This is a genomic window from Streptomyces sp. NPDC004435 (assembly GCF_042873895.1).
Classification (GTDB): Bacteria; Actinomycetota; Actinomycetes; order Streptomycetales; family Streptomycetaceae; genus Streptomyces.
The window spans coordinates 126,486-147,898 of record NZ_JBIAMB010000006.1 but is presented as its reverse complement, the minus strand read 5'-3'; the positions used below and the strand labels follow the sequence as shown (position 1 = coordinate 147,898).

Sequence of the window (21,413 nt, the reverse complement as noted above, 5' to 3'; positions counted from 1 at the left end):
CGGATCAGATCCGGTAGCCGGAGCCGGGCACGGTGACGATGACGGGCGGCTCGCCCAGCTTGCGGCGGAGGGTCATGACGGTGACCCGGACGACGTTGGTGAACGGGTCGGTGTTCTCGTCCCAGGCCTTCTCCAGGAGCTGCTCCGCCGAGACGACGGCGCCCTCGGAGCGCATCAGCACCTCCAGGACGGCGAACTCCTTGGGGGCGAGCTGGACCTCCCGGCCGTCCCGGAGGACCTCACGGCGGTTGGGGTCGAGCTTGATGCCGGCGCGCTCCAGGACCGGCGGCAGCGGCACGGAGGTGCGCCGCCCGAGGGCGCGCACGCGCGCGGTGAGCTCGGTGAAGGCGAAGGGCTTGGGGAGGTAGTCGTCGGCGCCCAGCTCCAGGCCCTCGACCCGGTCGCTGACGTCGCCGGAGGCGGTGAGCATCAGGATGCGGGTGGGCATGCCCAGCTCGACGATCTTGCGGCAGACGTCGTCGCCGTGGACCAGCGGCAGGTCGCGGTCGAGGACGACGACGTCGTAGTCGTTGACCCCGACGCGCTCCAGGGCGGCGGCGCCGTCGTACACGACGTCGACGGCCATGGCCTCCCGGCGCAGTCCGGTGGCCACCGCATCGGCGAGCAGCTGCTCGTCCTCGACGACGAGTACGCGCACGTCGTTCTTCCTTCCTTCGGCGCTCCGGGTCCGGGCGGACCGGGGGGCGATTGTGAACACTGACTGTGCGTGTCCATCCTGCCCCGTACGCGCGTAAACCGGCTGTAAGACGGCGGTCCGCGGGGCCCCGGAAGGCGCGGGCGCACGCGGGGGCACGAAGAATTCACCTGAAGCGCGCGCCAGTTGAGGTTTCCGTGCGGGAAGGCGTGGGGAGGAGGTCTGCACACCCCGCGATCACGCCCTGTACGTGGCACGTCCACGGCGCTCTTCCGTCCCCCGGGAGCGGAACAGTGTGTGATCCACCCACCCCCCGGCACTCCCCAGTGCCGCAGGACCCACGAGGAGGGGCGCATGGACGCGTTCACCGCAGGGCTGCTGCACCGCATCAGGACCACGCAGTCGGACCTCACGCGGGCCCGCGAGACCGGCGACGAATACCTCGCGGAGGTCGAGCAGGCCGAGCTGGAGGACCTGCACCGCCTGGCCGCGGAGCACGGCGTGCAGGTCGGGCAGGTCTGCGCGCAGACCGCCTGAGCGAGGGCGCTCCCCCCGGGAGTGCCGCGACGGTGCCCCGGAGCCGGTCGGCTCCGGGGCACCGTCGTGTCCGGGGGGGCGGTCCCGGTCGTGGGCCGGTCTCAGCCAGGGAAGGAGCCGGTCCCGGTCATGTCGGGGCCGGTCCCGGTCGCGTCGGGGCCGGTCGCGTCGGAGCCGGTCTCAGCCGCGTCGGAGCCGGTCGCGTCGGGGCCGGTCTCAGTCGTGCCAGGCGCCGAGCCGGTCGAGCAGCTCCTGGAGGGGCTCGAAAAGGCCCTCGGGGGCCGCTACGGCCAGTTCGCCGGACTCGGGCTGTCCAGGGCGTCCGCCGGTGCGCGCGCCCGCCTCGCGGGCGATGAGGGCCCCTGCGGCGTGGTCCCAGGGGTTGAGGCCGCGCTCGTAGTACGCGTCGAGCCGGCCGGCCGCGACGTCGCACAGGTCGATGGCGGCCGAGCCGCCGCGCCGGATGTCCCGGACGAGCGGCAGGATCTCCCGTACGACCTCGGCCTGGTGGGCACGGCGGGCCTGCACGTAGCCGAAGCCGGTGCCCAGCAGGGCCTGGTCGAAGGGGGGCGCGGTACGGACCGCGAGCCGGCGCTCGCCCAGGTGGGCGCCGCCGCCCAGGACGGCCCGGAAGGTCTCGCCGCGCAGCGGCGCCTCGACGACGCCGACGACGGTCTCGCCGTCGAGCTCCGCGGCGATGGAGACCGCCCACGACGGCAGGCCGTAGAGGTAGTTCACGGTGCCGTCGAGGGGGTCGATGATCCAGCGGACGCCGCTGGTGCCGGGGGTGGCGGCGCCCTCCTCGCCGAGCAGGCCGTCCTGGGGGCGGTGCTCGGCGAGGAAGCCGGTGATCAGCTTCTCGGCGGCGATGTCCATCTCGGTGACGACGTCGATGGCGCTGGTCTTGGTGGCGGCGACGGCCAGGTCCTCGGGCCGGCCGTCGCGCAGCAGGGCGCCGGCCCGCCGCGCGGCCTCCAGGGCCAGGTCGAGCAGCTCGGCGAGCAGGGGTGCGGGTGCGGGGGTCACGGCGTGGCTCCTCAGGCGTAGGGGCTGTCGGCGCCGGCGGCGGCGGAGCGCTCGGCGCGGGCCGGGCAGCAGCCGATCGGGCAGAGGTCGTGGGAGGGGCCGAGGGCGCCCAGGGCGCACCGCTCCGCGCGCGTGCCGCGCTCCGCGGCGGCGCGCTCCAGGACCAGCTCGCGGACGGCGGCGGCGAACCGGGGGTCGGCGCCGACGGTGGCGGAGCGGCGGACCGGAAGGCCCAGCTCGGCGGCCTTGGCGGTGGCCTCGGTGTCGAGGTCGTACAGGACCTCCATGTGGTCCGAGACGAAGCCGATCGGCACCATGACGGCGGCGGGGGCGCCGGCCGCGTGCAGCTCCTCCAGGTGGTCGCAGATGTCGGGCTCCAGCCACGGGATGTGGGGGGCGCCGCTGCGGGACTGGTAGACGAGCTTCCAGGGGTGGTCGACGCCGGTCCGCTCGCGCACCGCGTCGACGATGACCCGGGCCACGTCGAGGTGCTGCTTCACGTAGGCGCCGCCGGGGGCGTGGTCGGCGACGGGGCCGGAGGAGTCGGCGGCGGAGTCCGGGATGGAGTGGGTGGTGAAGGCCAGGTGGGCGCCGGCCCGGTCCTCGTCGTCGAGCTCGGCGAGGGAGGCGAGGACGCCCTCGACCATGGGCTCCACGAAGCCGGGGTGGTTGAAGTAGTGGCGGAGCTTGTCGACCCGGGGCAGCGGCAGGCCCTCGGCCTCCAGGACGGCGAGCGCGTCGGCGAGGTTCTCGCGGTACTGGCGGCAGCCCGAGTAGGAGGCGTACGCGCTGGTGGTGAGGACGGCGATGTGGCGGCGCCCGTCGTGGACCATCTCGCGGAGGGTGTCGGTGAGGTACGGGGCCCAGTTCCGGTTGCCCCAGTAGACCGGCAGGCGCAGGCCGGCCCCGGCGAAGTCGTCCCGCAGCGCGTCGAGCAGCGCGCGGTTCTGGCCGTTGATCGGGCTGACGCCGCCGAAGAGGAAGTAGTGCTGCCCCACCTCCTTGAGCCGCTCCTTGGGGATGCCGCGGCCGCGCGTCACGTTCTCCAGGAACGGGACGACGTCGTCCGGGCCCTCGGGGCCGCCGAAGGAGAGCAGCAGCAGGGCGTCGTACGGGGCGGGATCGTGCTGATCGGACATGGCACCGATCTTCCCACCCGCCACTGGCGGCCCGGGGCGCGGCCCGTCCGGAATTCAGGGGTGACCGGACGGCTTCGAACCCTTAGGCTTTAGCTGTTAATTACACGTGTTGACCGCCGTGCGCGGGAGGCACGCCGCGTCGCACAGCCGGAGAACCCCTTGGCCAGTCCCTACCGCGCGATCTTCTCGGCGCCCGGTACCACCTCGTTCTCCGTGGCCGGATTCCTGGGCCGGATGCCTCTCTCCATGATGGGCATCGGCATCGTCACCATGATCTCCCAGGTCACCGGCCGGTACGGCCTGGCCGGAGCGCTCTCGGCGACGCTGGCGATGTCCGCCGCGGTGCTCGGCCCGCAGGTCTCCCGCCTCGTCGACCGGTACGGGCAGCGCCGGGTGCTCCGCCCGGTCACCCTGATCTCCCTCGTCGCCGCCGCCGGCCTGCTGCTCTGCGTGCAGCAGAAGGCGCCGGACTGGACGCTCTTCGCCTTCACCGCCGTGATCGGCGTCGTGCCGAGCGTCGGGGCCATGACCCGGGCCCGCTGGGCGGGCATCTACCGGGGCGACGCGCGGTCGCTGCACACCGCGTACTCGTGGGAGTCGATCGTCGACGAGGTGTGCTTCATCTTCGGGCCGATCATCTCCATCGGCCTGTCGACCACCTGGTTCCCCGAGGCCGGCCCGCTGCTGGCCGGTGTCTTCCTCGCCATCGGCGTCTTCTGGCTGACCGCCCAGCGGGACACCGAGCCGGCGCCGCACCCGCGGACCTCCGTGAAGACCCCGTCGGCGCTGCGCTCCCCCGGCCTCCAGGTCCTCGCCCTGGCCTTCGTCGCCACCGGCGCGATCTTCGGCTCGGTGGACGTGGTGACCGTCGCCTTCGCCGAGGAGAGCGGCCAGAAGGCCGCCGCCAGCCTGGTCCTCGCCGTCTACGCGCTGGGCTCCTGCCTGGCCGGCGCGGTCTTCGGGCTGCTGCACCTCAAGGGCGAGCCGTCCCGCCGCTGGCTGCTGGGCGTCTGTGCGATGGCCGTGAGTATGATCCCCCTCCTACTGGCCGGGAACCTGCCGTTGCTGGCCGTGGCGCTCTTTGTCGCGGGCCTCTCCATCGCGCCGACGATGGTGACCACGATGGCCCTCGTCGAGAAGCACGTACCGCACACCCAGCTCACCGAGGGCATGACCTGGACCGGCACCGGACTCGCGGTCGGTGTCGCGCTCGGCTCCTCGGCCGCCGGCTGGGTGGTCGACGCCTCGGGGGCGGAGTCGGCGTACGTGGTGCCCGTCGTCTCGGGCGCGCTCGCGGTCGTGGTGGCCGTGCTCGGCCACCGCCGGCTGCGTACGCCGGCGACGGACCGGGAGGGGCGAGATGAGCACGTGGACAGCGGGACCGGGGAGCGCCAGGACGGCGGGCAGCCCGTGGCGTAACTGGGCGGGGAACGTCACCTCCCGCCCGGTCCGGGAGGTGAGTCCGGCCTCGGCCGAGGAGCTGGCCGCCGAGATCCGCCGGGCCGCCCGTGACGGGCTGCGGGTGAAGACCGTCGGCACCGGTCACTCCTTCACCTCGATCGCGGCCACCGACGGCGTCCTGGTCCGCCCCGACCTGCTCACAGGGATCCGGCGGATCGACCGCGCCGCGATGACCGTGACGGTGGAGTCCGGCACTCCGCTGAAGCGGCTCAACGTGGCGCTGGCCCGGGAGGGCCTGTCGCTCACGAACATGGGCGACATCATGGAGCAGACGGTCGCCGGGGCCACCTCCACCGGCACCCACGGCACCGGCCGCGACTCCGCCTCGATCGCGGCCCAGATCCGCGCCCTGGAGCTGGTGACGGCCGACGGGACCCTGATGACCTGCTCCGAGAAGGAGAACCCGGAGGTCTTCGCCGCCGCCAGGATCGGCCTGGGCGCGCTCGGCGTGGTCACGGCGATCACCTTCGCCGTCGAGCCGGTCTTCCTGCTCACCGCGCGTGAGGAGCCGATGCGCTTCGACCGGGTGATCGCCGACTTCGACGAGCTGCACGCGGAGAACGAGCACTTCGAGTTCTACTGGTTCCCCCACACGGACAACTGCAACACCAAGCGCAACAACCGCAGCGCCGGCCCCGCCGCCCCGCTGCCCCGCCTCGGCGGCTGGTTCGAGGACGAGTTCCTCTCCAACGGCGTCTTCCAGGCGGCCTGCTCGCTCGGCCGCGCGGTGCCGCCCGCCATCCCGGCGATCGCCCGGATCTCCAGCCGCGCCCTGTCGGCCCGTACGTACACCGACATCCCGTACAAGGTCTTCACCTCCCCGCGCCGGGTCCGCTTCCTGGAGATGGAGTACGCCCTGCCGAGGGAGGCCGCGACGACGGCGCTGCGCGAGCTGAAGGCGATGGTGGAGCGCTCGCCGCTGAAGGTGAGCTTCCCGGTGGAGGTGCGCACCGCGCCCGCCGACGACATCGCGCTCTCCACGGCCTCCGGCCGGGAGACGGCCTACATCGCCGTGCACCTCTACAGGGGAACGCCCCACCGCGGGTACTTCACCGCGGTGGAGCGCATCATGACCGCCCACGGGGGCCGGCCGCACTGGGGGAAGGTCCACACCCGGGACGCCGCCTATCTGGCGGAGGTCTATCCGCGCTTCGCCGAGTTCACGGCCCTGCGCGACCGGCTCGACCCGGACCGCCGCTTCGCCAACGACTACCTGCGGCGGGTCCTGGGCGACTGACGGACGGTCACCCGGCGCCGGCGCCGGACGGGGTGGCGGGGGCCTCCTGGGGGGCCTGGCCGGTGCCGGTGGGGGCGGGTGGCGTCTCCGGAGCCGTCGGCGCCGTCGTCGGCTCCGTGGGTTCCACCGGCTCCCGCGTCGGGGTCGTGCCGCCGTCGGCGGAGCCGGTCGGGTCCGGGGCGGGACCGGTCGAGGGATCGGTCGTGGGGTCAGTCGCGGGGGCGCCGCTCGGCGTGCCCGCCCCGGAGTCGGGGGTGGTGCCGGCGGACGGGGTGCCCGCGTCCGGCCCGGTGTCCTCCCCGGCGTCCCGGCCGCCTTCCTGGCCGGCGGAGCCGGTCGGCGCGGGCGTCCGCGGCTCCTGACCGCGCTCCTGGTCCTGGTCCCGCTCCTGCCGCTCGTCGGGGGCGTCCTGCCGGCCGCCGTCCCCGCTGCCGCGGACCACGGAGCCGAAGGTGGTGGTGCCCTTGGTGCCGCTGAAGTCCTCGCCGGAGACCAGCTCGTAGGTGGTGATGCCGCCCATGGTGACGCCGAAGACGAGCGCGGCGGCCAGCATCGGGCGCTTCCAGCCGCGCAGCCGGGTGCCGTGGGTGGTGGCCGTGCCGAAGTCCTCGTCGTACGGCAAGGGCGCCGCGGGTCCGGGGACGGTGCCCAGCATCAGGGTGTGCCGGTCGTCGGCCGGGGAGGCCTGTCGGGCGGGCGACGCGATTGAGGGCGACGGGACCTGACGCGCCTTCGGCTTGGCCGCGGCGGTCGCGTCCCGCACCTGCTCGCCCGTGCGGGAGAAGAGGAGCTGGAAGAGCGGGCCTCCGCAGGTGGCGATGACGCTGATCACGCCCGCGCCCAGGATCGTCCCGTAGACGCCGAGGGTGGAGGCGAGTTTGGCGGCGATCACCGCGGCGAGGGCGCTGCCGGCCACCTGAGGCACGCTCAGGTCGACCTTCCGCCTGCTCTCGGGGCCGGGTTCCGGGGCCTCGCCACCGGCCTCCGGCGTCCGTATCTCCGGTTCGTCCGTGTCGGTCGGCTGCCTCTGACGCATCTCCACCCTCTGCCTGGTCATCTGTTCCACCGTGCACCCAGAAGGGACAAATGAGCGAAGCGAATAGTTCCGGTTCAGGGGGCTCTGTGAAGAGTGCCACGCGGGAGGAATGAGGACGGGGGCCCAACTCCCCCGCACCCCGAGAAGTTGGGCGGCGCGCCGGTCCACCCGAGTGGCCCGAATGGAGTACATTGACGAACCCTGGGCCCGGACGCCTTCCGGGGCGCCCGGGAACGGAACCGCTACCCAGTGTGACCTCCAGTCACTCCGGGTAGTGAACAGGTAACCGTGCCATAACGGCGGACCAGGGTCCACGCCCGACACGCCGGGCAACTCGGCAAGGTAGTGGCAGGCTGCACCCGGGCAGGCCACACTCGACTAGCGGAAGCAGCGACGCACGTGACGTCGGCAGGCACCACCCGGGAGGTCCCCATGCCCGAACTGCGTGTCGTGGCCGTCTCCAACGACGGCACACGACTGGTGCTCAAGGCTGCCGACAGCACGGAGTACACGCTTCCGATCGACGAGCGGCTCCGGGCCGCCGTGCGCAACGACCGCGCGCGCCTCGGACAGATCGAGATCGAGGTCGAGAGCCACCTCCGCCCCCGCGACATCCAGGCCCGGATACGAGCCGGTGCCTCCGCCGAGGAGGTCGCCCAGCTCGCCGGCATCCCCGTCGACCGCGTCCGCCGCTTCGAGGGCCCCGTGCTCGCCGAGCGCGCCTTCATGGCCGAGCGCGCCCGGAAGACCCCGGTGCGCAGGCCCGGAGAGAACAGCGGACCCCAGCTCGGCGAGGCCGTGCAGGAGCGGCTGCTGCTGCGCGGCGCCGACAAGGACACCGTGCAGTGGGACTCCTGGCGGCGCGACGACGGCACCTGGGAGGTGCTGCTCGTGTACCGGGTCGCCGGCGAGGTGCACACCGCCAGCTGGACGTACGACCCGCCCCGCCGGCTCGTCCAGGCCGTGGACGACGAGGCGCGGGCGCTGATCGGCGAGACCGACGACACCCTCGCCGCCGCGCCGGAGCCGAGCTTCCCCTTCGTGCCGAGGATCGCCCGGCTGCCCCGGGACCGGCCGCTGGACCGCGCCCTGGACCGGCAGCTCGACCGGATCGCCCCGGCCCCGCCGCCGGAGCCGGAGGAGGAGCGGGACTCGCTCACCAGCCTCCTGGAGGCGGTGCCGAGCTTCCGCGGCGACCTGGTGGTCCCGGAGCAGCCCGACGGCGAGCCCTCCGACGAGGTCGAGGCGGAGGAGCCCCCGGCTCCCGCCGCCTCCGCCGGGGCGGGCACGGCCTACGCCGACGTCCTCATGCCCCGCTCCGTCTCCGGCCACCGCGACCGGCTGCACGGCGCCACCGACCGCCAGGCGGAGGCCGACGGCGTCCGCCCGGGCCGCCGCGCGGCGGTCCCCAGCTGGGACGAGATCGTCTTCGGGACCCGCAGGAAGAAGCAGGACTGACGCCACCGGCGTACGGAGGGGCCCGCACCGGGCGAACCGGTGCGGGCCCCTCCGCGTCCCCCTACCGGGGGTCGGGTCCGGTGGCCACCGGACGGGACGGGTCCGAGGACCACTCCGACCAGGAGCCGGCGTAGAGGGCCGCCGGGATGCCGGCAAGCTCCAGCGCCAGCACCTCGTGGGCACCGGAGACGCCGGAACCGCAGTAGACGCCGACCTCCGCCGCCTCCGTCGCGCCCAGCGCGGCGAACCGGTCGCGGAGCGCGCCGGCCGCCAGGAAGAGGCCGTCCCCGGCCACGTTCTCCGTCGTCGGGGCCGAGTGGGCGCCCGGGATGTGGCCGCCGACCCGGTCGATGGGCTCCACGTCGCCCCGGTACCGCTCGGCGGCCCGGGCGTCCAGGAGCAGCCCCGAGCGGGCCAGAGCCGCCGCCTCGTCCGCGTCGAGCAGCCGCAGCGCGCCCGGCTTCGGCGTGAAGTCGCCCGGCTCCGGCTCCGGCACCTCCACCGACAGCTCCCCCGGCCAGCCGGCCAGACCGCCGTCGAGCACCCGCACGTCCGGGTGTCCCGTCCAGCGCAGCAGCCACCAGGCGCGGGCGGCGCCCCAGCCGAGCCCGCCGTCGTACACCACCACCGGGCGATCGGCGCGGACCCCCGCCCGTCGCATGACCGACCCGAAGACCTCCGGGTCGGGCAGCGGGTGCCGGCCGCCCTCCCCGGGCGGCCCGGCCAGTTCGCTGTCGAGGTCCACGTAGACGGCGCCGGGCAGGTGACCGGCCTCGTAGTCCGGGCGGCCGGGCGGGCCCCCGAGCGTCCAGCGCACGTCCAGGAGGACCGGCGGCCGGGCTCCCGCCGACTCGCTCACGAGTTCCCTTGCGGAGATGATGGGCTTCATGGGGCCATCCTCGCGCAGCCATGCCCGCGCGGAGGACGGACCCGGCGTCCTCCCGCAGGATCGCGCCAGGAAGGGTGCGACCGGGGCGCGCCGTGCGCGATCCGGCACCACCACCGGCGGCGGGGCACGGCGACCATCAGGGCCGAGGAGAGAGTGACCATGACCGAGGCGGCTCGGCGCAGCCCGGGTACACCCTGCTGGGTGAGTCTGATGGTGCACGGGATCGAGGCGACGCAGCAGTTCTACCAGGAACTCTTCGGCTGGGAGTTCGTCCCGGGACCGCAGCAGCTCGGCCCGTACGTCCGGGCGCTGCTGGGCGGGAAGGAGGTCGCCGGCATCGGGCAGCTGCCCCCGGACCGGCATCTGAACATCGCCTGGACCACCTACCTGGCCACGCCGGACGCCGACGAGACCGCCGAGGCCATCCGCTGCTGCGGCGGGACGGTCGCGGTGGGCCCGCTGGACGCGGGCGAGGCGGGGCGCATGGTCGTCTGCGCCGACCCGGCGGGTGCGGTCTTCGGCGTCTGGCAGGCGGAGGCCCACCACGGCACCGCGCTCGCGGGACCGCCCGGGACCCCGGTGTGGAACGAGCTGCTCACGTACGAGACGGCCACGGTCGGCAAGTTCTACCGGACGGTCTTCGGGTACGAGGTCGAGCCGGTGGGCTCGGCCGACCTCGACTACGCGACCCTGCACGTGCAGGGGCGCCCGGTCGCCTCGCTCCACGGCGTGGGTGAGGACCTGCCCCGGGACCGGGGCCCGCACTGGATGACGTACTTCGAGGTGGAGGACGTGGACGCGGCGGCGAAGCTGGTCACGGAGCTGGGCGGCAGGGTGCTGCGCCCGCCCCGGGAGGCCACGGCCGGACGGCTCGCCCTGGTCGCGGACCCGGAGGGCGCGGTGTTCACCCTCGTGAGGTCCCGCGACCGTTGACGCCGCCGCGTCCCGGAGGCGTCAGCGGCGGCCCCGGACCAGGCCGCGGCGGCGCGGCGCGGCCGCGGCCGCGGCGGGCGCGGCGCCCGGGAGGCCCAGCTGGGTGAGGCGTACGGTGCCGAAGTGGTGGGCCACCGCCGGGTCGGCGTGGTGGGCCGCCAGGTACAGCTCGGTCTCGGCCCGCAGGCCGGGGTGGGCCTTGTGGCGCATGCAGTAGCCGACCGCCCGGACGAGCGGAGCGAGCGAGTCGGGGGCGGGGCCGGGCACGGCCGGCTCCTCGTCGCCCTCCAGCGCGGGGACGAGGTGGTCGACCACGGTGAGCGGGATCCGGTTGCTGTTCTCGAAGGGGGTCAGCCGTTCGAGGAGCTCCTCGGTGCCGACCCGGGCGACGGGCACCCCGTAGTAGACGGCGGCGGTGAGCATCGCCGTGGAGAAGCAGCCGACGACGAGCCGCAGCTCGCAGCGCTCGTAGAAGGTCTCGGCGAGCAGCGGCACGTCGAGGACCGTGAGCCGGACGCCGGCCTCGTCGGCGGCCTCCTGGAGGACGGTCGAGTAGGCGGCGGGGGCGGTGGGGTGCGGTTTGAAGACGATCGAGGTGTGTCCGAGGGCGGCGGCGCCGCGGAGCATCCGTACGTGCGTCTCCTCCTCCTCCTCGAAGGTGAGGAGGCCGAGCGCGGCGAGGTACTGGCCGAGGAGGAGCGCGGTGGGCTCCGCGGCCACGGCGGCGGCGACCGCCGGGTCGTCCCCGGCGTCGGCGGCGATCTCGGCGAGGACCGCGCGGAACGCGGAGTCGGGCACCAGTTCGGAGCGGATGCCGTACTCGGTGAGGAGCATCGGGGTCAGGCCGGGCACCAGATCGAGGTGGAGGAGCCGGCGGATGCGGCAGGCGAGGGACTGGGCGACGTCCGTGCGGGTGGGGCCGTAGCTCATCAGCCCGTCGGCGTACACCTCGACGGAGCTCTCCGGGAAGCAGGCGCCGAGTGCCTTGGCCGGGTTGACCTGGATGGACTCCACGATCAGGTCGACGCGGGCGGTGCCGAGGTTCCAGGCGGTGCGCAGCACCCGCTGCCAGAGAGGGGTCTCCTCGGGACGGGGGGCCCAGGCGGCCGGGTGGTACGGGTGGATCGTCCGGTTCCAGTCGAGGACGCCGTCGAAGCGGGCGGCGATCCGCGCGTAGCCGGTCATGGTCTCCAGGCGGAGCGCGGTCTCGGGGATCTCGGCGTTGTGCGAGAGCAGCAGGAGGCGGCGGGCGTCGCCGGGGGCGCCGTAGAGACCGGCGTCGACGGCCGCGGCGACGGTGGCGGCGCCGTAGAGGGTGGAGACCTGGAAGATCTGGACCGGGAGCGGTCCCGTGGCCGTGTCGGTGGTCATGGTCAGAGGGTCCTTCCGGTCTCGCGCAGGTTCCGCAGAAGGGTGGCGCGGGGGGTGTCCATGGTGGCGAGGGTCTCTTCGAGGACGTCCTGGTCCATCCGGAGCAGGGCGTCGGCGACGTCGGTGCGCAGCCGTGCGGCGACCTCGGGCTCGTACTTGCCCGCCTTGTTGACGTGGAAGGCGATCATGGCGCAGTAGGTGCGGACGGCCTTCGGGAGGAAGCGGTCGGCGTCGCGGTCCCGGGAGACCTCCTCCAGGAGGAGGTCGTAGGAGGGGATGAAGTCCAGCTGGCGGTTGTCGCTGATCTGGGTGAGCGAGGTGGTGACACCCCGGCGGTAGAAGACGCCGTGCAGGGAGAGGGCGGCGTAGGTGCGGGCCTTGAGGTGGAGGCGCCAGACCCAGAGCCGGTCCTCCGCGGTGCGCAGCTTGGTCTCGAAGCGGGACTCGCCGTTCTCGAAGAGCGTGCGGCCGTAGACGCCGAAGGGGACGAAGGGGTAGTCCACCATCGTGATCATGCTGGCCGGGGCGATGCCGTCGCGGGGGTCCATGACGGCGTCGCGGACCTTGGCGGGGGCGTACTTGACGTGCCGCTTGCGTCCTTCGGCGAGGACGTGGTCGGTGCGGGCGAAGTCGACGCCGAGGCGCTCGATGCCGTCGACGGCGGCGCGGAGGTGGCCGGGGGCGTACCAGTCGTCGCCGTCGAGGAAGGTGAGGTAGTCGCCGGTGGCGGCGTCGATGCCGGTGTTGCGGGCCTGGGCGACGCCGAGGTTGGTCTCGTGGCGGATGACCCGGGCGTTCGGGATCCGGTCCTGCCAGCGGTCGAGGACGTCCGGGGTCTCGTCGGTCGAGCAGTCGTCGATCAGCAGGAACTCGAAGTCCGGGTCCGCGTTGCGGGCGAGGCTGCGCACGGTGTCGGGGGCGTACGGCCCGACGTTGTGGAAGGGGACGACGACGGAGAGTTTGGGCACGCGGAGAATCCCCACACTGGATCGGAGGCGGACACGGATGGAATCGGGGGTGTCTTCGGGCTGTCAGGCGCCGGTACGGCGGGCAGCGTAATCGGCGTCCTGGCCGCTCGAACGAGCCTCGCGTGGACGGCCGGTGAACTCTTGCCGTCCCTCGTGCGAACCGTCCTCGGCCCGCCGTGCGCGGCGCCGGGCGAGGAGTGCGGTGGCGAGGAGGGCGAGGAGCGCGGTGGCGCCGACGGCGGCGCCGAGCCGGACGCCGGGGGGCCGGAAGGAGCAGCTCACGCGGGTCGCGCGGCCGTCGAGGGGGACGGCGAGCAGGCCCCGGTGGGAGCGGGCGGAGACGGGTTCGGCGTCACCGGCGGCACACCGCCAGCCGGTGGCGCGGGGGACGGCGACGACGGCGACCCCGGTGCTTCCGAGCGGCACTTCGGCGGTGAGGGAGTGGCCGGTGGTGGTGACGCGGGTCGCGCCGCCGGCGGTGAGCCGGGTGACGGCGGCGGCGAGCCGGGCGCGGTCGAGGCAGCCGACGGGCTGCCGGGGCAGGGTGATCTCCCCGTCGCCGGCCAGGTCGACGCGGATGTCGCCGCCGGGCGGGACGGTGCCGAGGGCCCGCATGGCGGCGCGGACGGCCGGCGGCCGGCCGTCGAAGTTGGCGGGGGCGGCGCCCGCGAGGGCGGCGGTGCCCTTGAACTCGGGCGCCCAGAACCAGAGCTCGGCGCCGGCCGGGCAGCGGGCGGTGAGCGTGCTGCCGGCGCGGTCGACGGCGGGCAGGGTGTAGACGGAGGAGCCGAGGAGGAGTTCCTGGTTGCGGAAGGCGGACTCCTCGGGGTCGACTCGGGCGTCTCCTGCCGGACGGACGGTGACGAGCGGCGGTACGGGGGTGGTGGTGGCGGTCGCGGTGCCGTCGGGCGCGGCGTCCTGGCGTACCGGCCCGGTGGCCTCGGAGCGGATCCGGGTGCCGATCGAGAAGATCGCGTCGGTGACGGGGTTGTCGAGGGTCTCGGGGTGCCGGCCCTTGGCGTAGTGGCCGAAGCCGAGGGAGTCCAGGGTCCGTGAGGTGTTCTCGGTGGTGAGGCTGGAGTAGGCGTCGGCGCCCTCGCCGCCGAGCAGCAGCGGTTCGTTGCCGCCGGGCAGCGGGCCCGGGTCGGTGCGGTACGCCGGCCAGGCGTCGGAGCGGGCCACCTCGGCGGCCACCGCCCGCTGCCAGGGGCCGATCCGGGGCGCCCAGGCGACATCGGCGCGCTGCTGCCGCTCGACGCGCATCCCGCTGACGGCCGTCTCGCCGGCCTGCGCGGCGAGCAGCAGGACGGCGGCGGCGACGGGCAGCGCGCGGGAGGCCGGCGGGCGGGCGGCCGGTGCGCCGTCGGTCGGTGCGCTGCCCGCTCGTGTGCTGCCGGCTGGTTCGCCGTCGGCCGGTGCGGTGCCGGCCGGTGCGTGGCCGGCTTCCGGGCGGGCGGCGCGGAGGGCGAGGAGCGCGGCGGCGAGGGCGAGCAGGACGGCGGCGCCGGTGGCCGGGTACGTCCAGGCGTCGATGTCGGAGCTGCCGCGGGCGCCGAGGGCGAAGGCCCCGACGAGGGCGGCGGCGCCGAGCAGCGCGGCCGGGCGGGGCGGTCCGGGGACGGTGGAGAGCCAGGCCGCGACGAGGAGCAGGCCGCACAGGACGAAGGTCTGGCGGTAGGGGTTGCCGTTGGGCGAGGCGCCCGCGTGCCAGAGCAGGTGGGTGGGCCCCCACTGGAGGGAGAGCGTCACCAGGACGATCAGCGCCGACCAGCAGAGCCGGACGCGGGGGGCGACGGCCCGGTTGAAGGGCAGGGTGAGGGCGAGGAGGAGGGCGGGGGTGCCGATGAAGAGGGCCGGCGTGTCCACGTTGGCGGTGGCGGGCAGGAAGCGGCCGAGCAGTTCGCCCCAGGAGGCGGGCGCGAAGACGGTCTCGGGGGTCGGGTCGGCGTACTTGGTGCCCCGGAAGACGACGAGGACGAGTGGGGCGGCGAGCCCGACGCCGACGCCCACGGTCCACGCGGCGCGGAGCAGGACGGCGGGCCACCGGCGCGTGGTGCTGCCCTCCGGGTCGGCGGTGAGGAGCCGGACGGCGAGGAAGAGCGCCGCGCCGAGGGTCGCCATGTAGGCGGTGTAGAAGTTGGCGGTCCAGGCGACGGCGACGACCAGCGGGCCGAGGACGGGGCGGCGCCCGGTCCTCGCCCACTCCGCCACCAGGCAGAGCAGCGGGAAGGCGATGAGCCCGTCCAGCCACATGGGCACGGAGGCGCCGTGGTTGAAGGTCCAGCCGGAGAGCGCGTACGCGGCCCCCAGGAGGGCGGCGAGCGGCCAGGGGCCGGGGCGGCCGGCCGGACGGAGCCGGATCAGCAGGGCGGCCATCGCGGCCCCCGCCGCGGCGATCTTGAGCACGGTGATGACGTACAGCGCCAGTTCCGGCCGGTCGGCCGGGAAGAGGACGACGAGCAGCGAGAAGGGGCTGCTCAGGTAGGTGCCGATGTCGCCGAGGAAGTTCGCGCCGAAGCCGGAGTTCCAGTTGAGGAAGGCGTCGCCGTGGGTGTCGCCGAGCAGGAAGGCGCGCCAGTAGGCGTGGTACGGCAGGTACTGCTGGCCCAGGTCGACGACGTTCCGGGTGTACGGGCCGAGGGGGTGGCTGCGGGCGAGCGCGGTGGCCAGGACGAAGACGGCGGCGGTGAGCAGTCCGGCGCCGGCCGGGGCGAGCAGCAGCGGGTTCCGCGTCGGGCGGGGGCCGCCCCGCGCGCCGTCCCGGTCGGGTGCGGGCACGGGCGTGACGGCGGGTGGCACGGGTCCTCCAGGGAGCACGGGGCTCTCGTCGATCACCCGCGGCGATCGCACGGCGGGACGAACCCATTACTCCTGGTTCGGGCGACCCGAAGTGGATCACTCGGCGATCCCCCGGCAGCCCGGAGGTGAACACCCGGTGTCACCACCCGGACGAACCGCTCCGGAAGGACCGGTCCGGAGGAGCCGCTCCGGCCGGGAACGCCCCGGAAGGACCGCTCCGGAAAGGACCGCCTCAGGCGGGCGTGACCGGCAGCACGTCCGGCGACAGGGAGGCGGCCCGGCTGCTGGCGCTCGTCATCCGGCGGCGGTGATGGCGGCGGCACAGCACCTCGTACCCGACGACCTCCGCCGCGGTGTTCACGTCGCCGACGACGACCTGCTCGCCCTCGACGACCATGTGGCCGCCGACGGTCCTGGCGTTGTGGGTGGCGCGGGCACCGCACCAGCACAGCGCCTCGACCTGGAGCTGCTCGATCCGGTCGGCGAGCTCGATCAGGCGCTGCGAGCCGGGGAAGAGCTTGGTGCGGAAATCGGTCGTGATCCCGAAGGCGTACACGTCGAGCCCGAGGTCGTCGACGATCCGGGCGAGCTGGTCGATCTGGGCCGGGGCGAGGAACTGCGCCTCGTCGACGATCACGTAGTCGGCCTTGCCGCCCTGGGAGAGCTGGTCGACCAGGTACGCGTACACGTCCATGCCCTCCGGCGCCTCGACGGCCTCGGTCACCAGGCCGAGCCGCGAGGAGAGCTTGCCGGTGCCCGCCCGGTCGTCCCGGGTGAAGATCACGCCCTGGAGGCCGCGCGCGTCACGGTTGTGCGCGATCTGGAGAGCCAGCGTGCTCTTTCCGCAGTCCATCGTTCCGGAGAAGAACACCAGCTCGGGCATGACGGGTCGGGGACCTTTCGGGTCGGGGGGCGGGACGGTGGTGGCGGGGAGGGTCAGGAACGGACTTCGAGGAGCGGCACGTACTGCTCGGCGGGGGTCATCGACCCGTGCATGCCGGCCATCTGGGTCTCCAGCGGCTCGCCGACGGAGGCGACGAGGGCGACGTCCTCGTGGGCGGCGGCGACGACGTCGCCGATCCGGCCGTACACCCGCTCGTCCACCGTGTCGCCGAACCAGCCGAGGGCGATGGCCTCGTCCCGGCCGGCCACCCAGAACTGCTCGCCGAGGACCTCGCGCCAGCAGGTGAGGACGTCGGCCTCGGCACCGGGGACGGCGTAGACGTGCCGGGCGCGCCCCTCGCCGCCGAGGAGGGCGACGCCGGCGCGCAGCTCCCAGTCCTCGTCGACGTCGATGCGGTGCTCCTCGTCGAAGGGGACGTCGACCATGCCGTGGTCGGCGGTGACGTAGAGCGCCGAGCGGGCGGGCAGCTGCTCGGCGAGCCTCTGGACCAGCCGGTCGACCAGCATCAGCTGGCCGCGCCAGGCGTCGGAGTCGAGGCCGAAGCGGTGCCCGGCGCCGTCGAGCTCGCTGTAGTACGTGTAGACCAGCGAGCGGTCGCCGGCGGCCAGCTGCTCGGCGGCGAGGTCCATGCGCTCCTCGCCGGAGAGGCGGCCGTGGAAGGTCCCGCCGCTGAGCGCGATCTGGGTGAGCGGGGTCTGCGCGAAGATCGGCGAGGACACCTGCGCGGTGTGGATCCCGGCGTCGTGGGCGAGCTGGAAGACCGTGGGGTACGGCTGCCAGACCTTCGGCGGGGTCCACGGGCGCCACTTGAGCTGGTTCATCAGCTCGCCGGTCTCCGGGTTGCGGATCGTGTAGCCGCCGAGGCCGTGGGTGCCGGGGGCGCGGCCGGTGCCGACGGAGGCGAGCGAGGTCGCGGTGGTGGCGGGGAAGCCGGCCGTGATCGGCCGACCGGTGCCGCCGCGCGAGGAGCCGAGCAGCGAGGTCAGGTAGGGCGCTTCGTCCGGATGGGCCTTGATCTGCTCCCAGCCGAGCCCGTCCACGAGGAAGACGCAGACGCGGTCGGCGGGGGCCAGCTCGGTGATCCGCGCGTCGAAGCCGGGCACGCCCTGGCCCGCGACGAGGGTGGGCAGCAGGTCGGCGAGGGAGCCGGAGCCGTACTCGGGGACCGGAGCGGTCTCCGGGGCGAGCGGCACCGGCTCGTCGGGCCAGCCGTGGGCGACGGAGGTCGGCTGCGCCATCAGCGGCCGGCCGTCGGGGCGGTCGCGGCGGTGGCCTCGGAGAGCGCCTGGGCGAAGGTGAGGGTCTGCCGGACGGTGTCCGGGCCGTCGCCGGCCTCGCTGACCCGCAGGCTGAGGTCGTCGGCGGTGGCGTTGCCGGTGTAGCCGTGGTCGGCGTCGCAGTTCGGGTCGCCGCAGGCGGCGGGCTCCAGGTCGATCCGGGAGACGGCGCCCCAGCCGATGGTGAGGACGACCTCGCGGGGCACGGTGCCCGGGGTGTACGACTCCGGATTGGCGACGACCCGGCTGACCACGACCGACGAGATCCGGTCGAGCTTCACGGACTCGGTGGACGTGGTGGCGTACGGGCTCGGGGAGCTGTTGTCGGCGGCCTGCTCGTCGGTGTGGCTGACGATGAAGCGGCTCGGGGTCAGCACGAGGACGGTGACGTGGCGCCGGACCTCGTTGGCGTCGAAGGTGGTCTCCTGGTGGACCACGTACGACGCGACGTCCTCGCCGCCGACGGCGGCCTCCACCGCCTCGGCCACGAGTGCCGGGTAGTAGCCGCTGCGCTCGATCGCCGCGCGCAGCCCCTGGGTCGTCGTACCGGTCTTCGCCATGGACTCCATCCTACGGGGCTGTGGACCCCCTCCGGCCCTTCAGTAGCTGGGCAGGCGGCGTGGGCCCAGGTCCGTGGTGGGTGCGGCCGGGGCGAGCCGGACCACGGCGCCGAGGACGGAGACGCCGGTCGGGGCGACCACGGCCGGTTCGAGGGCGACGGAGACGATCTCCGGGTGGTCGTCGACCAGCCGGGAGACCCTGAGCAGCAGTTCCTCCAGAGCGGGGGTGTCGACGGGGGCCGAGCCGCGCCAGCCGAAGAGGAGCGGGGCGGTGCGGATGGAGCGGACCAGCTCGGCGGCGTCCCGGTCGGTGGCCGGAACCAGCCGGTGGGCGGTGTCGCCCAGGAGTTCGGAGGCGGCCCCGGCGAGCCCGAAGGAGAGGACCGCGCCGGCGGCCGGGTCGATCGCGGCGCGCACCACGGTGTCCACGCCCCGGGGCGCCATCGCCTGGACGACCGGCTGGAGCTCCTCGGGCTTGCCGAGGGCGTCGGTCAGCTCGGCGTAGGCGGTGCGCAGCTGCTCCTCGCTCGCCAGGTCGAGGCGGACGCCGCCGAGGTCGGGGCGGTGGCGCAGATGGGGGGCGGTGGTCTTGAGCGCCACCGGGTAGCCGAGCCGGGCGGCGGCCGCGACGGCGGCGTCGGGTCCGGGGGCGGGGAGGGCGGGGCGGAGGACGATGCCGTACCGGCCGAGCAGTGCGCCGGCCTCGTCGGTGGTGAGGGTCACGCCCCGGGACTCCTGGCCGGCGCCCCGCTCGCCGAGCACCCGGTCGATGAGGGCGGCGGCGCCGGCCTCGTCGATGGAGTCGTACTCCGGTACGCGTCCCGGCTCGGCGGCCTGCCGCCGCCACTGGCCGTACCGCACGGCCTCGGCGAGCGCGCGGACGGCCCGTTCGGCGGCGGGGTAGGCGGGGATGTTCCGCACGGGAGTGTGAGCAGGGGCGGGGGCTGGGGCGGAAGCGGGGTCGGGGCCGGTGGGGGGACCGTCGGTGGGGGTGCCGGGACGGGGGTCCTGCGTGCCCTGCGTGTGCTGTGCGTCCTGCGCGCCTTGTGTGTTCTGTGCGTCCTGCGTGTGCTGTAGGTCCTGCCGGGGTTGCGCGTCCTGCGCGGTCCGGGCGTCCCCCGTGCCCCCGGGCTCGGGGGCGGCGGCCGGGCGGCGGGGGCGCGCGGGCGCGGGGCGGGTGCTGGTGGCGGCCGAGAGGGCCTCGGCGAGGCCGCCCATCTCGACGTGCACGACGACGACCGGCTTGGCGGCACCGGTGGCCCCGCCGCCGGCGACGGCCTCGCGGAGGGATGCGGCCAGCACCTCGGTGGTGCCCTCGATGCCCACCCAGGGGATCGCGGTGACGACGACCGCGTCGCAGGTGTCGTCGGCGAGGGCCGCGCCGAGCGCGTCCCGGAAGTCGGCGGCGGTGGCGGCGGTCGTGAGGTCCACGGGCCGCTGCGGCCGCAGCCCCTCGGTGAGGCAGGCGTCGTACGTGAGGAGGCCGAGGGACTCGGAGTTGCCGAGGATCGCGACGCGCGGTCCGGCGGGCAGCGGCTGTCCGGCGAGGAGGAGGCCGGCGTCGACCAGCTCGGTGACGGTGTCGACGCGGATGACGCCGGCCTGGCGGAGCAGCGCGGAGACGGTGGCGTGCGGGATACGGGTGACGGGGACGCGGTGGCCGGGCGGGGCGCTGCCGCTGTGGCGGGCGCCCTTGACGACGACGACCGGCTTGACGGCGGCGGTGCGGCGGGCGAGCCGGGTGAACTTGCGCGGGTTGCCGATCGACTCCAGGTAGAGCAGGACGACGTCGGTCGCCGGGTCGTCGTACCAGTGCTGGAGGAAGTCGTTGCCGGAGACGTCCGCGCGGTTGCCGGCGGAGATGAAGGAGGAGAGGCCGGCGCCACGACGGTGCAGTCCGGCGAGGAGGGCGATGCCGATGGCCCCGGACTGGGTGAAGAGGCCGATGCGGCCGGTGGCGGGCATCTCGGGGGCGAGGGAGGCGTTGAGCCGGACCTCGTCGGCGGTGTTGATGATTCCGAAGGCGTTGGGCCCGATGATCCGCATGCCGTACGAGCGGGCCTGCCGGACCAGTGCCCGCTGCCGCTCCCGGCCCTCGGTGCCGCTCTCGGCGTAGCCGGCGGAGAGGACGACGAGGCCGCGCACGCCGTGCTCGCCGCAGTCGGCGACGGCCTCGGGGACCCGCTCGGCGGGGACGGCGACGATCGCGAGGTCCACGGGAGCGCCGATGGCGGCGACGGAGGGGAAGGCGGGCACGCCGTCGAGTTCGGCCGCGGGGGCGTCGAGCGCGGGGTTGACCGCGTACACCCGGCCGGTGAAGCCGGCGCCCAGCAGGTTCCGCAGCACGGTCCTGCCCACTCCGCCGGGGGTGCGTCCGGCGCCGAGGACGGCGACCGATCCGGGGGCGAGGAGCCGCTGGACGGAGTGGGCCTCGGCGCGCTGCTCGCGGGCGCGCTGGACGGCGAGGGAGCGGTCGGTGGGCTCCAGGTCGAGGTGGAGCCGGACGGAGCCGTCCTCGAAGCTGCGCTTCTGGGTGTAGCCGGCGTCCGTGAACACCTTGATCATCTTGGTGTTGGCGGGGAGCACCTCGGCGGCGAAGCGGCGGATGCCGCGCTCACGGGCCACGGCCGCGATGTGTTCGAGGAGGGCGGAGGCGACACCGCGGCCCTGGTGGGCGTCCTGGACGAGGAAGGCGACCTCGGCCTCGTCGGCGGGCGACGAGGCGGGCAGGCCCCGGGCGTCGATCCGGTCGTAGCGGACGGTGGCGATGAACTCGCCGCCGACGGTGGCGGCGAGGCCCACCCGGTCGACGAAGTCGTGGTGGGTGAAGCGGTGGACGTCCTTGGCGGAGAGCCGGGGGTAGGGGGCGAAGAAGCGGTAGTACTTCGACTCGTCCGAGACCTGCTCGTAGAAGCTGACGAGCCGGTCGGCGTCGTCGGCGGTGATGGGCCGGACGCGCGCGGTGCCGCCGTCGCGGAGCACGACGTCGGCCTCCCAGTGGTCGGGGTAGGCGTGCTCCTCCGGAGCCGGGGGCTTCTCCGGGGCCGTGGGCTTCCCCGGGGCCGTGGGCTCCTCCGGGCTCGGGTGCTCCCCCGCTCCCGCCCCCGCCGCCCCGCCCGTCCCGTCCGCCTGCTCCGACGCGCTCCGCATGGGGCAAAGCCTA

Annotated in this window: 17 protein-coding genes; 5 read left to right on the top strand and 12 right to left on the bottom strand. The window is 74.6% G+C overall.

Annotated features, from left to right (window positions below; translation table 11 throughout):
* Positions 1–4: 4 nt before the first annotated feature.
* Complete coding sequence (locus ACFYT9_RS12805; protein ID WP_376603373.1) at positions 5–658, bottom strand: response regulator transcription factor; 654 nt, start codon at positions 656–658, stop codon at positions 5–7.
* A gap of 351 nt (positions 659–1,009) precedes the next feature.
* Between ACFYT9_RS12805 and ACFYT9_RS12800 the strand changes: the two genes are divergently transcribed.
* The gene (locus ACFYT9_RS12800; RefSeq protein ID WP_376603374.1) at positions 1,010–1,192 is read left to right on the top strand and encodes a hypothetical protein; all 183 of its coding nucleotides are present in this window, start codon (positions 1,010–1,012) and stop codon (positions 1,190–1,192) included.
* 216 nt (positions 1,193–1,408) lie between these two features.
* On the opposite strand, the gene ACFYT9_RS12795 is transcribed toward ACFYT9_RS12800, so the two are convergent.
* On the bottom strand, positions 1,409–2,218 hold the full coding sequence (locus ACFYT9_RS12795) for an inositol monophosphatase family protein (protein ID WP_389162918.1): 810 nt from the start codon (positions 2,216–2,218) through the stop codon (positions 1,409–1,411).
* A gap of 11 nt (positions 2,219–2,229) precedes the next feature.
* Positions 2,230–3,357 carry a ferrochelatase gene (locus ACFYT9_RS12790; RefSeq protein WP_389162915.1) on the bottom strand — a complete coding sequence of 376 codons (1,128 nt, stop codon included), beginning with the start codon at positions 3,355–3,357 and terminating at the stop codon, positions 2,230–2,232.
* A gap of 159 nt (positions 3,358–3,516) precedes the next feature.
* Here ACFYT9_RS12790 and ACFYT9_RS12785 point away from each other — a divergent pair, with 159 nt between their 5' ends.
* Both ACFYT9_RS12785 and ACFYT9_RS12780 read left to right on the top strand, forming a co-directional pair.
* Positions 3,517–4,776: an MFS transporter gene (locus ACFYT9_RS12785; protein ID WP_389162912.1), complete on the top strand. Its 1,260-nt coding sequence runs from the start codon at positions 3,517–3,519 to the stop codon at positions 4,774–4,776.
* Positions 4,718–6,055, top strand: coding sequence for a D-arabinono-1,4-lactone oxidase (locus ACFYT9_RS12780; protein WP_389162909.1), 1,338 nt, complete (start codon positions 4,718–4,720; stop codon positions 6,053–6,055). Before ACFYT9_RS12785 ends, ACFYT9_RS12780 begins: the two co-directional genes overlap by 59 nt.
* A 7-nt stretch (positions 6,056–6,062) precedes the next feature.
* Here the strand turns inward: ACFYT9_RS12780 and ACFYT9_RS12775 are convergent, their stop codons facing one another.
* Positions 6,063–7,112: a hypothetical protein gene (locus tag ACFYT9_RS12775; protein ID WP_389162906.1), complete on the bottom strand. Its 1,050-nt coding sequence runs from the start codon at positions 7,110–7,112 to the stop codon at positions 6,063–6,065.
* 378 nt (positions 7,113–7,490) lie between these two features.
* Between ACFYT9_RS12775 and sepH the strand changes: the two genes are divergently transcribed.
* Complete coding sequence (gene sepH / locus ACFYT9_RS12770; protein WP_389162903.1) at positions 7,491–8,549, top strand: septation protein SepH; 1,059 nt, start codon at positions 7,491–7,493, stop codon at positions 8,547–8,549.
* Between the two features lie 61 nt (positions 8,550–8,610).
* Here sepH and ACFYT9_RS12765 read toward each other — a convergent pair whose 3' ends face one another.
* Entirely contained in the window at positions 8,611–9,438 is an 828-nt protein-coding gene (locus tag ACFYT9_RS12765) for a sulfurtransferase (protein WP_389162900.1), read from the bottom strand.
* A 159-nt stretch (positions 9,439–9,597) separates the two neighbouring features.
* Between ACFYT9_RS12765 and ACFYT9_RS12760 the strand changes: the two genes are divergently transcribed.
* Positions 9,598–10,371 (top strand): VOC family protein, encoded by a 774-nt coding sequence (locus tag ACFYT9_RS12760; protein WP_389162897.1) that lies wholly within the window; start codon positions 9,598–9,600, stop codon positions 10,369–10,371.
* Positions 10,372–10,392: 21 nt separating this feature from the next.
* Here the strand turns inward: ACFYT9_RS12760 and ACFYT9_RS12755 are convergent, their stop codons facing one another.
* The 7 genes from ACFYT9_RS12755 to ACFYT9_RS12725 form a co-directional block, all read right to left on the bottom strand.
* A complete protein-coding gene (locus tag ACFYT9_RS12755) occupies positions 10,393–11,742 on the bottom strand; it encodes a polysialyltransferase family glycosyltransferase (protein WP_389162894.1) in 1,350 nt (449 codons plus the stop codon).
* Between the two features lie 2 nt (positions 11,743–11,744).
* On the bottom strand, positions 11,745–12,710 hold the full coding sequence (locus ACFYT9_RS12750; RefSeq protein WP_376604973.1) for a glycosyltransferase family 2 protein: 966 nt from the start codon (positions 12,708–12,710) through the stop codon (positions 11,745–11,747).
* Between the two features lie 63 nt (positions 12,711–12,773).
* A complete protein-coding gene (locus tag ACFYT9_RS12745; protein WP_389162890.1) occupies positions 12,774–15,509 on the bottom strand; it encodes a YfhO family protein in 2,736 nt (911 codons plus the stop codon).
* 232 nt (positions 15,510–15,741) lie between these two features.
* The gene (locus tag ACFYT9_RS12740; RefSeq protein ID WP_189851994.1) at positions 15,742–16,392 is read right to left on the bottom strand and encodes a thymidine kinase; all 651 of its coding nucleotides are present in this window, start codon (positions 16,390–16,392) and stop codon (positions 15,742–15,744) included.
* 53 nt (positions 16,393–16,445) lie between these two features.
* Positions 16,446–17,651 carry an alkaline phosphatase family protein gene (locus ACFYT9_RS12735; RefSeq protein WP_389162887.1) on the bottom strand — a complete coding sequence of 402 codons (1,206 nt, stop codon included), beginning with the start codon at positions 17,649–17,651 and terminating at the stop codon, positions 16,446–16,448.
* Positions 17,651–18,250, bottom strand: coding sequence for a DUF5998 family protein (locus ACFYT9_RS12730; RefSeq protein WP_031010889.1), 600 nt, complete (start codon positions 18,248–18,250; stop codon positions 17,651–17,653). Before ACFYT9_RS12730 ends, ACFYT9_RS12735 begins: the two co-directional genes overlap by 1 nt.
* A 39-nt stretch (positions 18,251–18,289) precedes the next feature.
* The gene (locus ACFYT9_RS12725; protein ID WP_389162884.1) at positions 18,290–21,400 is read right to left on the bottom strand and encodes a GNAT family N-acetyltransferase; all 3,111 of its coding nucleotides are present in this window, start codon (positions 21,398–21,400) and stop codon (positions 18,290–18,292) included.
* Between the last annotated feature and the right edge of the window lie 13 nt (positions 21,401–21,413).

Excerpts from the sequence above, each read along its gene's own strand:
- ACFYT9_RS12800 (WP_376603374.1), top strand. The coding sequence starts at position 1,010 with ATGGACGCGTTCACCGCAGGGCTGCTGCACCGCATCAGGACCACGCAG.
- ACFYT9_RS12790 (WP_389162915.1), bottom strand. The coding sequence starts at position 3,357 with ATGTCCGATCAGCACGATCCCGCCCCGTACGACGCCCTGCTGCTGCTC.
- ACFYT9_RS12780 (WP_389162909.1), top strand. The coding sequence starts at position 4,718 with ATGAGCACGTGGACAGCGGGACCGGGGAGCGCCAGGACGGCGGGCAGC.
- ACFYT9_RS12775 (WP_389162906.1), bottom strand. The coding sequence starts at position 7,112 with ATGACCAGGCAGAGGGTGGAGATGCGTCAGAGGCAGCCGACCGACACG.
- ACFYT9_RS12765 (WP_389162900.1), bottom strand. The coding sequence starts at position 9,438 with ATGAAGCCCATCATCTCCGCAAGGGAACTCGTGAGCGAGTCGGCGGGA.
- ACFYT9_RS12760 (WP_389162897.1), top strand. The coding sequence starts at position 9,598 with ATGACCGAGGCGGCTCGGCGCAGCCCGGGTACACCCTGCTGGGTGAGT.
- ACFYT9_RS12755 (WP_389162894.1), bottom strand. The coding sequence starts at position 11,742 with ATGACCACCGACACGGCCACGGGACCGCTCCCGGTCCAGATCTTCCAG.
- ACFYT9_RS12740 (WP_189851994.1), bottom strand. The coding sequence starts at position 16,392 with ATGCCCGAGCTGGTGTTCTTCTCCGGAACGATGGACTGCGGAAAGAGC.
- ACFYT9_RS12735 (WP_389162887.1), bottom strand. The coding sequence starts at position 17,651 with ATGGCGCAGCCGACCTCCGTCGCCCACGGCTGGCCCGACGAGCCGGTG.
- ACFYT9_RS12730 (WP_031010889.1), bottom strand. The coding sequence starts at position 18,250 with ATGGCGAAGACCGGTACGACGACCCAGGGGCTGCGCGCGGCGATCGAG.
- ACFYT9_RS12725 (WP_389162884.1), bottom strand. The coding sequence starts at position 21,400 with ATGCGGAGCGCGTCGGAGCAGGCGGACGGGACGGGCGGGGCGGCGGGG.